The organism is Variovorax glacialis, assembly GCF_051216375.1.
GTDB lineage: Bacteria > Pseudomonadota > Gammaproteobacteria > Burkholderiales > Burkholderiaceae_C > Variovorax.
Genome location: NZ_JBPJZT010000005.1, coordinates 183,608 through 196,810 on the forward strand (window position 1 = coordinate 183,608; position 13,203 = coordinate 196,810).

General features: G+C 67.6%; 12 protein-coding genes. 4 read left to right on the plus strand and 8 right to left on the minus strand.

Annotated features, from left to right (window positions below):
• Positions 1-4 precede the first annotated feature (4 nt).
• Genes ACSFBL_RS15485 through ACSFBL_RS15500 form a run of 4 tightly spaced genes read right to left on the minus strand, consistent with a single transcriptional unit; the run spans position 5 to position 3,847 of the window.
• Entirely contained in the window at positions 5-553 is a 549-nt protein-coding gene (locus tag ACSFBL_RS15485; protein ID WP_435516665.1) for a histidine phosphatase family protein, read from the minus strand.
• Positions 550-1,347, minus strand: coding sequence for an adenosylcobinamide-GDP ribazoletransferase (gene cobS, locus ACSFBL_RS15490; RefSeq protein WP_435516666.1), 798 nt, complete (start codon positions 1,345-1,347; stop codon positions 550-552). Before cobS ends, ACSFBL_RS15485 begins: the two co-directional genes overlap by 4 nt.
• Entirely contained in the window at positions 1,344-2,387 is a 1,044-nt protein-coding gene (gene cobT / locus ACSFBL_RS15495; RefSeq protein ID WP_435516667.1) for a nicotinate-nucleotide--dimethylbenzimidazole phosphoribosyltransferase, read from the minus strand. The genes cobS and cobT overlap by 4 nt, the downstream gene beginning before the upstream one ends.
• Positions 2,384-3,847, minus strand: coding sequence for a cobyric acid synthase (locus tag ACSFBL_RS15500; protein WP_435516668.1), 1,464 nt, complete (start codon positions 3,845-3,847; stop codon positions 2,384-2,386). The genes cobT and ACSFBL_RS15500 overlap by 4 nt, the downstream gene beginning before the upstream one ends.
• 124 nt (positions 3,848-3,971) lie before the next feature.
• On the opposite strand from ACSFBL_RS15500, the gene ACSFBL_RS15505 reads away from it, so the two are divergent.
• Positions 3,972-4,202 (plus strand): hypothetical protein, encoded by a 231-nt coding sequence (locus ACSFBL_RS15505; protein WP_435516669.1) that lies wholly within the window; start codon positions 3,972-3,974, stop codon positions 4,200-4,202.
• A gap of 10 nt (positions 4,203-4,212) precedes the next feature.
• Here ACSFBL_RS15505 and ACSFBL_RS15510 read toward each other — a convergent pair whose 3' ends face one another.
• The 4 genes from ACSFBL_RS15510 to ACSFBL_RS15525 form a co-directional block, all read right to left on the minus strand.
• Positions 4,213-5,712: an efflux transporter outer membrane subunit gene (locus ACSFBL_RS15510; RefSeq protein ID WP_435516670.1), complete on the minus strand. Its 1,500-nt coding sequence runs from the start codon at positions 5,710-5,712 to the stop codon at positions 4,213-4,215.
• 40 nt (positions 5,713-5,752) lie between these two features.
• Entirely contained in the window at positions 5,753-9,022 is a 3,270-nt protein-coding gene (locus ACSFBL_RS15515) for an efflux RND transporter permease subunit (protein WP_435516671.1), read from the minus strand.
• A 24-nt stretch (positions 9,023-9,046) separates the two neighbouring features.
• Positions 9,047-10,291, minus strand: coding sequence for an efflux RND transporter periplasmic adaptor subunit (locus ACSFBL_RS15520; RefSeq protein ID WP_435516672.1), 1,245 nt, complete (start codon positions 10,289-10,291; stop codon positions 9,047-9,049).
• Between the two features lie 247 nt (positions 10,292-10,538).
• Positions 10,539-11,396: an alpha/beta hydrolase gene (locus tag ACSFBL_RS15525; protein WP_435516673.1), complete on the minus strand. Its 858-nt coding sequence runs from the start codon at positions 11,394-11,396 to the stop codon at positions 10,539-10,541.
• Positions 11,397-11,558: 162 nt separating this feature from the next.
• Between ACSFBL_RS15525 and ACSFBL_RS15530 the strand changes: the two genes are divergently transcribed.
• From ACSFBL_RS15530 to ACSFBL_RS15540, 3 genes are all read left to right on the plus strand, one after another.
• On the plus strand, positions 11,559-12,473 hold the full coding sequence (locus tag ACSFBL_RS15530; protein WP_435516674.1) for a LysR family transcriptional regulator: 915 nt from the start codon (positions 11,559-11,561) through the stop codon (positions 12,471-12,473).
• 95 nt (positions 12,474-12,568) lie between these two features.
• The gene (locus tag ACSFBL_RS15535; RefSeq protein WP_435516675.1) at positions 12,569-12,949 is read left to right on the plus strand and encodes a hypothetical protein; all 381 of its coding nucleotides are present in this window, start codon (positions 12,569-12,571) and stop codon (positions 12,947-12,949) included.
• A gap of 11 nt (positions 12,950-12,960) precedes the next feature.
• Positions 12,961-13,197, plus strand: a complete 237-nt coding sequence (locus ACSFBL_RS15540; RefSeq protein ID WP_435516676.1) for a hypothetical protein — start codon at positions 12,961-12,963, stop codon at positions 13,195-13,197.
• Positions 13,198-13,203 lie beyond the last annotated feature (6 nt).

Below are 13,203 nucleotides of genomic sequence, written 5' to 3' on the forward strand. Positions count from 1 at the left end.
TCGCTCAGGCTTCGATCGTCACGCACGCACCGTAGGCGATCGGGTGCGCAGGCCACTGGTCGGCGCGTTCCACGCAGCGCAATCCGCCATGCAGCAGCGAGACCGCACGGATCACCCCGGCATGCGTGACCCAGATCGCGTCGTGTCCACGCGCCAGCCACTCGTCGTAGGCCTCGCCGACGCGCTGCATGAACTGTCGCGTGCTGTCGCCGTTGCCGCCTGCGCGTGTGTCGGCGAAATTGCGCGTCCAGTGCTCGAACTCGGCGCGATCGATCGCGGTCCATGCGCCACCCTCCCAGGCGCCCATGTCCATTTCGGCGATGCGCGGGTCCGTGCGCACCCGAAGATCGGATCGAAGCGCCAGGATGGCGCGCGCAAGGTCGTCACAGCGCATCAGCGGCGAACTGCGCATCTCGATGTCCGCAGGCAGCAAGGGCGCGACGCGCTCGGCCGCGGCCAGCGTCAACTCGGGAAGCACGGCCACATCGGTGCGGCCGTAGCACTGGCCTTCCGGCGCGGTGGTCTGCGCATGGCGAACGAGATGGAGCTTCATGCGCGCCACGCCAGCGCCAGGTAGATCGCCAGCTCGCAGACCTGCTGCGTCGCGCCCAGGCAGTCGCCGGTAAAGCCCTGGAGCCTGCGCATGAACAGCCGCGCCATGGTCCACGCGGCCAGCATGCAAAGGCCGAGGGCCACCAGTCCATGGAACACACCTTGCGTTCCCACGAGCAACACCATGGCAGGAATCGACCATGCGACACCGACCATCAATGCGCCGTTGCCGATCGCGTCGGCCAGCGGCTTGGACTTGCTCGCGGCGCTCTCGTCGCCGACATAGGGCAGCCAGCGGATTAGGAACAGCGGTGCGAGCCGCGAAAGAACATGGGCACTCACGAGCGCCATAACTGCCATCAGAGCGCCCTGCCCCGCCAACATCGCCAGCAACGCGACCTTCAAGCCCAATGCGAGCACCAGTGCAATCGCGCCGAAGGCACCGATGCGGGAGTCCTTCATGATCTCCAGCGCGCGCGAGCGGTCGGCCGATCCGCCCAAGCCATCCGCCACGTCGGCCAGTCCGTCTTCATGGAAAGCGCCTGTCATCAGCACGGTCGCGATGGTCGAGAGCAGGGCCGCCACCAGTGCACCGGCGAGCCCTGGAAGCCCGGCCTGCGCAAGCCAGAGCACCCCGGCCCCGGCCGCGCCTACCAGCCAACCCACACCCGGAAAATGCGCCGCGCTCGCCCGCAGCATGGCCGGACTGAACCCGACCCAGCCCGCCAGCGGTCCCGTGACCGGAACACGCGTGAAGAATTGCAGCGCCAGCAGGAAATGGCGCACGCCATTCATGTCTTGTCCTGCTTCGACACGCCGGCCGACTCGAAGCTCGCCATTTCGCGAAGGATGCGGCAGGCCGATTCGAGCAGCGGCCAGGCGAGCGCGGCACCGGAACCCTCGCCAAGCCGAAGGTCGAGTTGCAGCAGCGGCTGGAGTCCGAGCCAGTTCAGCAACAGGCGATGCCCGGGCTCGACGGATTCGTGCGAGGCCACGCAGCGCTGCACGACGTGCGGCCGCAGCGCCTGAGCGACGAGCACCGCCGCGCTGGCGATGAAGCCATCGAGGACGATCACCCGCCGTTCGTGGGCCGCCTGCAGCACCACGCCGACCAGCGTCGCGATCTCGAAGCCCCCGAAGGCGGCCAGCGCGTCGAGCGGCGCAGTGGCGTCGGCATGCCGTTCGAGCACTTCCCTCAGCACCTTGCGCTTGTGGGCGCGGCCCGCGGCGTCGAGCCCCGTGCCTGCGCCCGTGCATGCGTCGATGTCCTGGCTTGTGAGACGGGCCAGCAGCATCGCCGCAGCCGACGAATTGCCGATGCCCATCTCGCCCAGGAGAACGGCGTTGCCAGGCAGGTCGCGCAAGAGCGCCATGCCGTTTGCAATGGCGGTCTCGCATTGGGCGGGGCTCATGGCCGGACCGACGGATGCGTCCGCCGTGCCGGCCGCCACCTTGCGAATCAGGAGCCCGTCGCGCGGAGCGAAGTCGTGCCGCACACCGCAGTCGACCACCGTCAGCGACAAGTCGTGCTGGCGCGCGAGCACACTCACCGCCGCACCACCGGCGAGGAAGTTCTCGACCATCTGCCAGGTCACGTCGCTCGGGTAGGCCGACACGCCACGTGCTGCCAGGCCATGGTCGCCGGCGCAGACGATCATCTGCGGCGCCACGAGCGAGGGTGACTCGGTGCCGAGCACCACACCCAGCCGCAGCGCCAGCGCCTCCAGACGCCCCAGTGCGCCCACCGGCTTCGTCTTGCCGTCGAGCAATTGCTGAAGGCGCGCGGAAAGCGCGGCATCGTCGAGATCAGGAACGGAGGGAATTTCAAATGTCATTCGATCAGCGCGCGCAGCACGCCCGGTTCAAAGTGGGAATCGATGTGGTCGGCGAGGCCGTCGAACACCATGTCCAGTGTGCGCGCCGCGACGCCGAAGAGCGCGTGCAACGCCGAAGCGTCCTCGAAGAGGCCATGCAGATAGAGCCCCAGGACATTGCCCGCCACGTTCTGCCATGCCAGTTCATCGGGCATCACCGCCAGGGCGCGATCGCCGGCCGCTGCCATCGCCGCATGCTCTGCGGTCCGGCCATGATGGATCTCGTAGCCTTGCACGCTGACGCCGGACAGCGCCGCCCACGGCCCCGTGAGCGTCGAAAAGGTCGCCTCGCGCTGCCGCAAGGTCTTGTCCGGCGCGAACACGGTGACCAGCGGGAGCAGCCCCAGCCCGGGCCCGTTGCCGTCGACGCCGTGCGGATCGATCAGCGCCTCGCCCAGCATCTGCAGGCCGCCGCAGACGCCGAGCACCATGCCGCCGCGCGACGCATGCGCGGCCACCGCGCGGTCCAGCCCTTGCGCCCGCATCCAGGCGAGGTCGCTGCTGGTGTGCTTGGAGCCCGGCAGGATGATCCAGTCCGCGCCCGCCACGTCGGCCGGGCTGCGCGCCCATCGCAGGCGCACACCGTCGATGTTCTTCAGCGGCTGGAATTCGTCGAGATTGCTGATGCGCGGGTAGGCGACGACGGCAACGGTCCGCGTGACCTCGCCGCTCGATGCGCTCCGATCGTCGAAAACGCCGTCTTCTTCGGGCAAGCCATGCCGCCACCACATGGGCAGCGTCGCGACGGTCGGCACGCCGGTCAAGGCCTGCAACTGCTGCGGCCCGGGCGCGAGCAGTGACGCGTCGCCACGGAACTTGTTGAGCACGAAGCCCGCAAGCATTTCGCGGTCGGCCTCCGGCAGCAACGCCCAGGTGCCGTAGAGATGCGCGAAGGCGCCGCCGCGATCGATGTCGGTCACCAGCAGGCAACGGGCCTCCGCATGCCGGGCGACACGGAGGTTCACGATGTCGCTCGCCATGAGGTTGATCTCGGCCGGCGAACCGGCGCCTTCGATCACGACCACGTCGTTCTCCGCGCGAAGCTGGTCCAGCGCCTGCGCGATCTGCGGCCACACACGCTCGCTGCGCCCGCGCCAGGGAAGCGCCGACACCTCGGTGCTCACCTGCCCCATCAGGATCACCTGGCTGTGGGTGTCGCGCTCGGGCTTGAGGAGCAACGGGTTCATGCGCACGTCGGGAGTGGCCCGGGCCGCCAGCGCCTGGAAATACTGCGCGCTGCCGATCTCGCCGCCGACGACGACGCGCGCGTTGTTGCTCATGTTCTGCGCCTTGAACGGCGCCACCCGCAACCCCTGCCGCGCATACCAGCGGCAGAGCGCGGTGGCCAGCCAGCTCTTGCCGGCACCACTGGTGGTGCCGAGGACCATCACGCAGCGGGCGCGTACCACATTCGGACTCATGGGTCCGATTGTCCTTTACGTGAACTTGGTCACGCTTCTGTCCACGGCCTTGAAATGAGGTCAAAACTATTCATTCGTTTCGCCCGTAGCTTCAAGACTTGTTCAGAAAAGGGAGCCCCGGCGAATGCCAGCCTTACGAGACATCGCCCTCACCGTGGAGGAGCGCGCACCGAATCAATTCTTCTGGGTCCTCCTCGAAGCGGCCAGCAGCGACGCCGTCGAAGCGATCCATTACCAACGAATCCATACCGCCTCGGTGGCGCAGTCCAGTTATTCCAGCGCGCTGGTGATGGGCGCGAATGCGCTTCGCCGGTTGATGGACTCGAACTCGGTGCGGCTCGACACCGGCTTCTAGCCGCGCAAGCTCATTCGAGGGTGCGAAGCCGGGTCGCCGCGACCTTCGCCTTGCCCGTCGCGTCTTCCGCAACGGGCGCAGTCTCCCAGCTTCCGCCGATCGCGCGGATCAACCCGACCGTCGCCTGGTACTGGGCCGACTTCACCTGCAGCGCCTGCCGCCTGTTCTGGAGCTCCTGACGACGCGCGTCGAGCAGGTCCAGCTGGCTCACCAGCCCGTTGCGATAACGCGAGTTGGACAAGGTGGTCGCCCGGGTCGCCGACGTGACCGCCTTCGCCTGCACGCCCGACTGCTGGTCGAGGATGCGAAGCGAAGAGAGCTGGTCCTCGACCTCCTTGAAGGCGACGAGCACCTGCGACCGGTAGTTCGCCAAGGCACCGTCGAGTTGCGCGGAAGCGTTCTGCACACCCGCCTCGCGCCGCCCGCCGTCGAAGAGCGGCAAAGAAAGCAGCGCACCGATGCCCCATGACCGCGCCGACCACTTCACGAGGTCGCTGAAGTCCGAACTCGCGTAGCCACCGCCCGCGGTCAGCGAAAGGTCGGGAAACCATGCGGCTTGCGCGACGCCGACGCGCGCCTGCGCCGCCAGCACCGCCTTCTGCGCGGCGGAGATGTCCGGCCGGCGCGTGAGCACCGTGGCCGGCACGCCCGGCGGAATCGTGGGCAACGCGGTCGACCAGTCGGCCGTGTTCACGGCGAACTCGGTAGCGACGTCGCCGGCCAGCACCGCCAGCGCGTGTTCCAGTTCGGCGCGACGGCGGTCGAGCGTCATGGCGTCGGATTCGGTCGACGCGACCTCGGTCTCCACGCGCACCACGTCGAGTTCCGCCACATCCCCTGCGCGCTCGCGGCTCTGCGTGAGCTTGAGGGTATCGCGATAGGCCTCGACCGTATCCCTCACCAGCGCACGTTCGGCATCGAGGGCACGCAAGGCCAGGTAGGTCTGCGCCACCTCGGCCTCGACCAGCAGGCGTGTGCTCTGCAGCAGGCCTTCGCGCGAATCGGCATCGAGCCGGGCCGCATCGCTGGCGCGCGACAGCTTTCCGAAGAGGTCCGCCTCGTAGGAGACCTCCAGCCCCGCCGTGAACAGCGAGGACGGCCTGGGCGTCAGGTTGCGGTCCAGGCCCGCGCTGCGCACGCCGCCGGCCACCGCGTTGAGCTGCGGTGCGCGATCGGCATCGGCATTGCGCGCCAGTGCGCGCGCCTCGCCCAGCCGGGCGGCAGCCGCGGCGATGTCGGTATTGCGGGCGTCGGCGCTGGCGATGAGCTTGTCGAGCACCGGATCGTTGAACGCGCGCCACCATTCGCCGCGCGGCTGGGCTTCCGCGGGCTGCGCACGCGTCCACGTGCCTTCCGGCGCGGCGACGGCCTGCTCCTTGAACTGCGCAGGCGGCGTGAAGGCCGGAAGCTCCGCCGGCGCCGTCGCGCATCCCGCGAGCACCAGCGCGGCGAGCAGCGGCGCCAGCGCCGCACGCCATGGAAGGCCTCGGGATGGGGATGTCTGATTCATGATCAACTTTCTTGAGGTACTGGAAGCGGGCCGAAGCCCCTTAGTCGATGGCCTTGAGCGGCGCTGCCGGCGACGGCCGCAGCGGGCCGCCACCACCGGCGACCGGATGCTCGGCCGCCACGGGCTGGTCCGCGGAGACGAACGCATCGCCGTGCGGCACCTCGCCATGCAGCTTCAGCGGACGATTGCCGGTCAGGCGGCGCAGCAGCACGTAGAACACCGGCGTCAGGAACAGGCCGAAGGCCGTCACGCCGATCATTCCGGAGAACACCGCGATGCCCATGGCCTTGCGCATCTCGGCACCCGCGCCCGACGAAAGCACCAGCGGCAGCACACCCATCACGAAGGCCATCGAGGTCATCAGGATCGGGCGCAGCCGCAGCCGGCTCGCCTCGATCGCGGCCTGGATCGGCGTTCGCCCGGCAAACTCCAGCTCGCGGGCGAACTCGACGATCAGAATCGCGTTCTTCGCGGACAGCCCCACCAGCACCATCAGCCCGATCTGCGTGAAGATGTTGTTGTCGCCATTGGACAACCAGACACCCGTCATCGCGGCGAGCAACCCCATCGGCACGATCAGGATGATCGCGACCGGCAAGGTCAGGCTCTCGTACTGCGCGGCCAGCACCAGGAACACCAGCAGGATGGCGAGCGGGAACACCCACAGCGCCGAGTTCCCGGCCAGGATCTCCTGGTAGGTCAGCTCCGTCCATTCGAAGCTGATGCCCTGCGGCAGCGTCTCGGCCGCGATGCGCTCGATCGCGTCCTGCGCCTGGCCCGACGAGTAGCCGGGTGCCGGGCCGCCGTTGATGTCGGCCGAGAGGAAGCCGTTGTAGCGCAGCGCGCGTTCCGGCCCATAGCTGGGCTGGATGTTCATCAGCGCCGACAGGGGCACCATCTCGCCGGTGTTCGAACGCACCTTGAGCAGGCCCACGTCCTCGGCGCGGGCGCGGTACGGCGCATCCGCCTGCACGCGCACGCTGTAGGTGCGGCCGAAGCGGTTGAAGTCGTTCGCGTACAGGCTGCCCAGGTAGATCTGCATGGTGTCGAACACCTCGGTCACCGGTACGCCGAGCTGGCGCGCCTTGGTGCGGTCGATGTCGGCGTAGAGCTGCGGCACGTTGACCTGCCAGCTCGTGAACATGCCCGCAAGCTCCGGCGTCTGGCGGGCCTTCGCCATGAAGGCCTTCACCGCCTTGTCCATCTCCGCATAGCCGAGCGAACCGCGATCCTCAATCTGCAGCTTGAAGCCGCCCGTCGTACCGAGCCCTTGGACCGGCGGCGGCGGGAAGATCGCGATGTAGGCGTCCTGGATCTGGGCGAACTGCGCGTTGAGTTGCCCGGCAATGGCACCCGCGCTCAGTTCCTTCGCCTTGCGCTGGTCGAAGTCCTTCAGCCCGACGAAGACGATGCCCGAGTTGGAGCTGTTGGTGAAGCCGTTGATCGACAGGCCCGGGAAGGTGATGGCGTGTTCCACGCCCGGCTGCTTCATGACGATGTCGTTCATACGGCGCGTCACTTCTTCCGTGCGGTCGAGGGTGGCACCGTCGGGCAGTTGTGCGAAGCCGATGAGGTACTGCTTGTCCTGCGCCGGCACGAAGCCGCCCGGCACCGCCTTGAATAGACCGAAGGTCACGGCCACCAGCGCGAGGTAGATCACCATCATCAGTGCCTTGCGCGAGATGGCGCCCTTCACGCCCGAGCTGTAGCCCTCTGCGCCGCGATGGAAGACGCGGTTGAAGCCGCGGAAGAAGCGGCCGAGCACGCGGTCCATGCCGCGCGTCAGCGCGTCCTTGGGCGCGTCATGGCCGCGCAGCAGCAGTGCCGCGAGCGCCGGCGACAAGGTCAGCGAATTGACCGCCGAGATCACGGTCGAGATCGCGATCGTCAGTGCGAACTGCTTGTAGAACTGGCCCGTGAGACCGCTGATGAAGGCCAGCGGCACGAACACCGCCACCAGCACCAGCGCGATCGCGATGATGGGCCCCGACACCTCGCGCATCGCGCGGTACGTGGCCTGGCGCGGACTGAGTCCCGCCTCGATGTTGCGCTCCACGTTCTCGACCACCACGATCGCGTCGTCCACCACGATGCCGATGGCCAGCACCAGCCCGAAGAGGCTCAGCGCGTTGATCGAGAAGCCGAACAGATGCATCACGGCGAAGGTGCCGATCACCGAGATCGGGACCGCGAGCAGCGGGATGATCGATGCGCGCCAGGTCTGCAGGAACAGGATCACGACCAGCACGACGAGCGCGATCGCTTCCAGCAGCGTGTGCACGACGGATTCGATCGAGGCGCGCACGAACTGCGTCGGGTCGTAGACGATGCTGTAGTCCACGCCGTCGGGCATGTTCTTCTTCAGCTCGGCCATGGTGGCGCGCACGTCGCTCGAAATCTGAAGCGCGTTGGAACCCGGCGCGGCAAAGATCGGAACCGCCACCGCGTCCTTGTTGTCGAGCAGCGAACGCAGCGCATAGGTCGATGCGCCGAGTTCGAGGCGCGCCACGTCGCGCAGCCGCGTCACGGCACCGTCGCCGCCGGTCTTCACGATGATGTCGCCGAACTCTTCCTCGGTCTGCAGGCGGCCCTGCGCGTTGATCGAGATCTGCATGTCCACGCCCTGCAGGCCGGGCGAAGCACCGACTACGCCGGCCGCGGCCTGCACGTTCTGTTCGCGGATCGCGCGGACCACGTCGCTCGCGGAAAGGCCGCGCTGCGCGACCTTCTGCGGATCGAGCCAGACACGCATCGAGTAGTCACCCGAACCGAACAACTGCACGTCGCCCACGCCCTGCACGCGCGCCAGGCGATCCTTGACGTTGAGCACCGCGTAGTTGCGCAGGTAGGTCATGTCGTAGCGGCCGTTGGGCGACAACAGGTGCACCACCATCGTGAGGTCGGGCGAGCTCTTGATGGTCGTGATGCCGAGTCGGCGCACTTCCTCGGGCAGTCGCGGCTCGGCTTGCGAGACGCGGTTCTGCACGAGCTGCTGCGCCTTGTCGGGGTCCGTGCCGAGCTTGAAGGTCACGGTCAGCGTCATCAGGCCGTCGGTAGTCGCCTGGCTGCCCATGTAGAGCATGCCTTCGACGCCGTTGATCGATTCCTCCAGCGGCGTGGCCACCGTCTCGGCGATCACCTTGGGGTTGGCACCGGGGTAGTTGGCCCGCACCACGACCGAGGGCGGCACCACCTCGGGATACTCGGAAATCGGCAGCCCGCGCAGCGCGATCAGCCCCGCGATCAGCATCAGGAGCGAGAGCACGCCGGCAAAGATCGGCCGGTCGATGAAGAACTTGGACAGATTCATGATGTTTCTCCGAAAGCCCTGCGATCAGGACTTCGCGGCAGCCACGCGCTGGGGCTGCTGTGGAACCTCGGCCTTGGCGTCCATGGTCACGGTCTGCGGCTCGACGAGCGCTCCCGGGCGGATGTGCTGCAGCCCATTGACCACCACGCGCTCCCCGGCCTTGAGGCCCTTGGTCACGACGCGCAGGCCGTTGACCGGTGCGCCGAGCGTGACCTCGCGGTACTCGGCCTTGTTGTCCTCGCCGACCACCATCACGAACTTCTTGTTCTGGTCGGTACCCACCGCGCGTTCATTGACCAGCAAGGCGGAATCGCTGTGCGCCTGGCCCATGCGGATGCGGGCGAACTGGCCGGGGATCAGCGCGCCATCCTTGTTGTCGAAGGCGGCGCGGACGCGAACGGTGCCGCTCCTGGCGTCGACCTGGTTGTCGATCAGTTGCAGCCGGCCTTCGTAGGGTGTGCCTTCGATGCCGGCGGTGCCCATCTGGACCGGAATGCCTTCGATGCGGGTGCGTGCGCTGGCGCCGCCGGGCAGGTCTTTCAGCGCACGCACGACGATCTGCTCGTCCGCGTCGAAGCTCGCGTAGATCGGGCTGACCGACACCAGCGTCGTCAGCACCGGTGCGCCAGGTCCGGCCGCGACGAGGTTGCCCACCGTCACTTCCAGCTTGCCGATGCGGCCCGCGACCGGCGCCCGCACTTGCGTGTAGCCCAGGTTCAGGCGTGCGCTCTGCAGCGACGCCTGTGCCGCGCGCAAGTTGGCTTCGGCTTCGCGGCCGGCGTTGGTGCGCTCGTCCAGTTCGCGTTGCGCGATGGCCTTTTCGTCCCAGAGGCGGCGTGCACGTTCCTGCTCGCTGCGGGTGAACGACACCCTGGCCTGCGCCGACGCGACCTGCGCCTCGGCACGCTCGACCTCCGCCGCATAGGGGGCGGGGTCGATGGTGATCAGCAATTCGCCCTGCTTCACCAGCGTGCCTTCGCGGAAGTGCACGGACTGCACCGCGCCGGCGACACGCGATCGCACGTCGACCCGCTCGACTGCTTCGAGACGGCCCGAGAACTCGTCCCAGGTGTTGACTTCGGTTGAGGCCACCATGGCCACCGAGACTGGCGTGGCGCGCGGTGCCGACACCGCCTGGGCATTGTTGGCCTCGGCATTGAGACTGTGGAAGCCGAGCGCGGCAGACGCGATCGCCACGATCGCGGTGACACCGGTCACCGCGGGCCAGAGGCCGCGGCGGGCCTTCGAGGAGGTTTGGGAGTTCGACATGATGAAGGTCCTTTTGGTGACTCTTGGGATGCAAACCGCCCTCCCGCGCGGATAGCGCAGGACAGCGGGGAAAACGGAAATCGGTGGGAGCCCGTCGCCAGGTCACCGGGGATCGTGGGTCGCGCGGACGAAGCCATCCCCCGCACGGCGGTCATGCCGCCTTGCGGATCGAGGTGCACTCACCTCGGCTTCGGGGTGATCCCGCGCGACGGGATCCTTCAGTGCACGGGGCGCCGTGCTACGCCGCTCAGTGAGGCGGCGGTGCCGCGCTGAAGAACTCGCGGAAGTGCTTCTGTACGACCGCCTCGCAGGCCGCACAGCCAGAATCGTCCGGCCGGTAGAGCGCTTCGGGCCAGTTCGAAGCGCCGGGCAATACGCTGCTGGTGACCGGGATGCCAGCGTCACTCAGCCGTTTGGCGAAGTTCATCGCCTCGTCGCGCATCGGATCGTCCTTGCCGACCAGCACCAGCGTCCTTGCCAGTTCGGCCAGCCGCAACGATCCGCCGGGCACTGCGTACGGGTGCGTGGCATTCATCGGCCGGCTCAGGTACTCCTGCCAGCCCGACGCCCACTTGCACTGCACCGCGTCGCCCTTGGCCTGCCGCAGCGACAGCGTGCCCGCGCACGGATCGAGCATCGGCGACAGCAGGATCTGCCCGGCCAGCGGCGGATGCGCCCTGTCACGCGCCATCAGCGCCACCGCCGCGGCGAGGTTGCCGCCGGCCTCCTCGCCCGCCAGGAACAACTGCGCACCCCGCCCGGCCAACTTCATGCGCTGCTTGTAGACCCATTCGAGCGCCGCGAAACCGACTTCGATGGGCTCCGGGAACGGCGCCTTGGGCGCCAGCGGGTAGTCCAGCGAGACGACCACCGCGCCCGCACCGGCCAAAAGGCGGCCCACATTGCGGCCGTTGTCCAGGTCGCCGCAAACGAAGGTGCCACCATGGAAATGCAGCACCAGCGGCGATGTGGTGCCCCGGATGCGCTCGCCATACAGGCGTGCCCGCACGGGCTCGCGGTCCGGCAGTTCGATGCGGATGTCGGATTCGGCTCCCCGTGCGGGAGCCGCGGGGGCTTCGGCAGTCAGGGCGGGACGGGTGGACATGGACGACCTCGGTTTGAACGATGGGTTGAATATAAGACGGCCTTGATATGCTTCAAACAGGACGTCGGACCTCACTCTGTTTCCAATCGGCTAACAATCGCCCTGCGGGCCCATGTGAGAATTCCGCTCCCGCCCGGCCCCAAGCCACCCCCAGGAGCATAGATGGATCAGATCCAGGCCATGCGGATCTTCGTCCGCGTCGTCGAAGCAGGCACCTTCACCCGCGCCGCGGATTCGCTCGGCCTGCCCAAGGGCACGGTCACCAAGCAAATTCAGGCGCTGGAGTCCCGATTGCACGTCAAGTTGCTCAACCGGACCACACGCCGGGTCACCGTCACGCCAGACGGCGCCGCATATTTCGAGCGGACGGCGCGCCTGCTCAACGATTTCGACGACATCGAGGCCAGCATGACGAATGCGCAGGCCAATCCCACCGGGCGCCTGCGCATCGACGTGGGGTCGTCGATGGCGAGGCTGGTCATCCTTCCTGCGCTCGCGACCTTCTGCGACCGTTATCCCGACATCCAGGTCGACGTCGGCGTGAGCGACCGCACGGTCGACCTGATCACCGACAACGTCGACTGCGTGATCCGCGGCGGCGAACTGGCCGACCAGTCGCTGGTGGCGCGCCGCATCGGCAACCTGCCCTGGATGACCGTGGCCTCCCCGGCCTACCTCAAGCGCTATGGTGCGCCGCAGCATCCGACGGACATCGAGAAACGGCACCTGGTGGTGAGTTTCTTTTCCGGCAGTACGCGCCGCGTGTACCCGCACGAATTCCACCGCGGCGAAGAACAGTTCGAGATCGCCGGCCCCTATCGCGTGGCCGTCAACGACAGCAACGCCCACATGACGGCGGTGCTGGGCGGCTTCGGACTTTCGCAGGTGATCACCTATATGGCGGAGCCCTACATCGCCAGCGGCGAGCTCATCGAAATCCTTTCGGACTGGACGCGGCCGCCGTTGCCCGTGCATGTGGTCTACCCGCCCAACCGTCACCTGAGCGCCAAGGTGCGCGCCTTCGTGGACTGGGCTGCCGATCTGTTCGCGAAGCATCCGCAGCTACAGCGGATCTGAAGAAAAGTCATCCACAGATCGCGCCACGGGGCCGTTTGACATCGGTCCGAATCCAAGCGCAATATGCAACGCATCCAATTCGCTCGGAGGGTGCGATGAACATGAAACTGCAGTTGCGAACGGCCGCCGCCGCCACGTGCATGGCATTGGCAATGGCCGCCGCCCCGGTGCGGGCGGCCGAGGTCCAGATGGTCACGGGCGAGCAATGGACCCAGTCGAACGAGGCGGTCAAGAAGGCCTACCTCGTCGGCCTCGCCAACATGGTCCAGGTGCAGACCGCCTACCACGGCGCCAATCCGCCTGCGGACGCCCAGAGTTTCATTCCGCGCCTTTCCAAGGGCATGCAGGGCGAGACACTGGACAGCGTGCGGGTGAAGGTCGACAACTGGTATGCGGCGAATCCGACCAAGCTCAAGCGGCCGGTGCTCGACATCATCTGGTTCGAAATGGCCGTTCCCGGCCTGCAAAAGAAGTGAGGGAGCCGACCATGAAACGACTTGCATGCTGGACCGCTGTTGCATCGATGGCACTTCTGACCGCCTGCACGAACATGACGCCGCAGCAACAGGGAACGATGAGCGGGGCCGGCCTGGGCGCACTTGGCGGCGCCGGGATCGCGGCGATCGCGGGCGGCGATGCCTGGACGGGTGCCGCGATCGGCGCCGTTGCCGGCGGCGTCGCCGGGAACATCAAGGGCGGGCGCCAGCAGCAGTCCGGCTGGTAGGCGCTT

Bases quoted from the DNA above. Each gene is read 5' to 3' on its own strand.
- ACSFBL_RS15485 (WP_435516665.1), bottom strand. From the start codon at position 553: ATGAAGCTCCATCTCGTTCGCCATGCGCAGACCACCGCGCCGGAAGGC.
- cobS (WP_435516666.1), bottom strand. From the start codon at position 1,347: ATGAATGGCGTGCGCCATTTCCTGCTGGCGCTGCAATTCTTCACGCGT.
- cobT (WP_435516667.1), bottom strand. From the start codon at position 2,387: ATGACATTTGAAATTCCCTCCGTTCCTGATCTCGACGATGCCGCGCTT.
- ACSFBL_RS15500 (WP_435516668.1), bottom strand. From the start codon at position 3,847: ATGAGTCCGAATGTGGTACGCGCCCGCTGCGTGATGGTCCTCGGCACC.
- ACSFBL_RS15505 (WP_435516669.1), top strand. From the start codon at position 3,972: ATGCCAGCCTTACGAGACATCGCCCTCACCGTGGAGGAGCGCGCACCG.
- ACSFBL_RS15510 (WP_435516670.1), bottom strand. From the start codon at position 5,712: ATGAATCAGACATCCCCATCCCGAGGCCTTCCATGGCGTGCGGCGCTG.
- ACSFBL_RS15515 (WP_435516671.1), bottom strand. From the start codon at position 9,022: ATGAATCTGTCCAAGTTCTTCATCGACCGGCCGATCTTTGCCGGCGTG.
- ACSFBL_RS15520 (WP_435516672.1), bottom strand. From the start codon at position 10,291: ATGTCGAACTCCCAAACCTCCTCGAAGGCCCGCCGCGGCCTCTGGCCC.
- ACSFBL_RS15525 (WP_435516673.1), bottom strand. From the start codon at position 11,396: ATGTCCACCCGTCCCGCCCTGACTGCCGAAGCCCCCGCGGCTCCCGCA.
- ACSFBL_RS15530 (WP_435516674.1), top strand. From the start codon at position 11,559: ATGGATCAGATCCAGGCCATGCGGATCTTCGTCCGCGTCGTCGAAGCA.
- ACSFBL_RS15535 (WP_435516675.1), top strand. From the start codon at position 12,569: ATGAACATGAAACTGCAGTTGCGAACGGCCGCCGCCGCCACGTGCATG.
- ACSFBL_RS15540 (WP_435516676.1), top strand. From the start codon at position 12,961: ATGAAACGACTTGCATGCTGGACCGCTGTTGCATCGATGGCACTTCTG.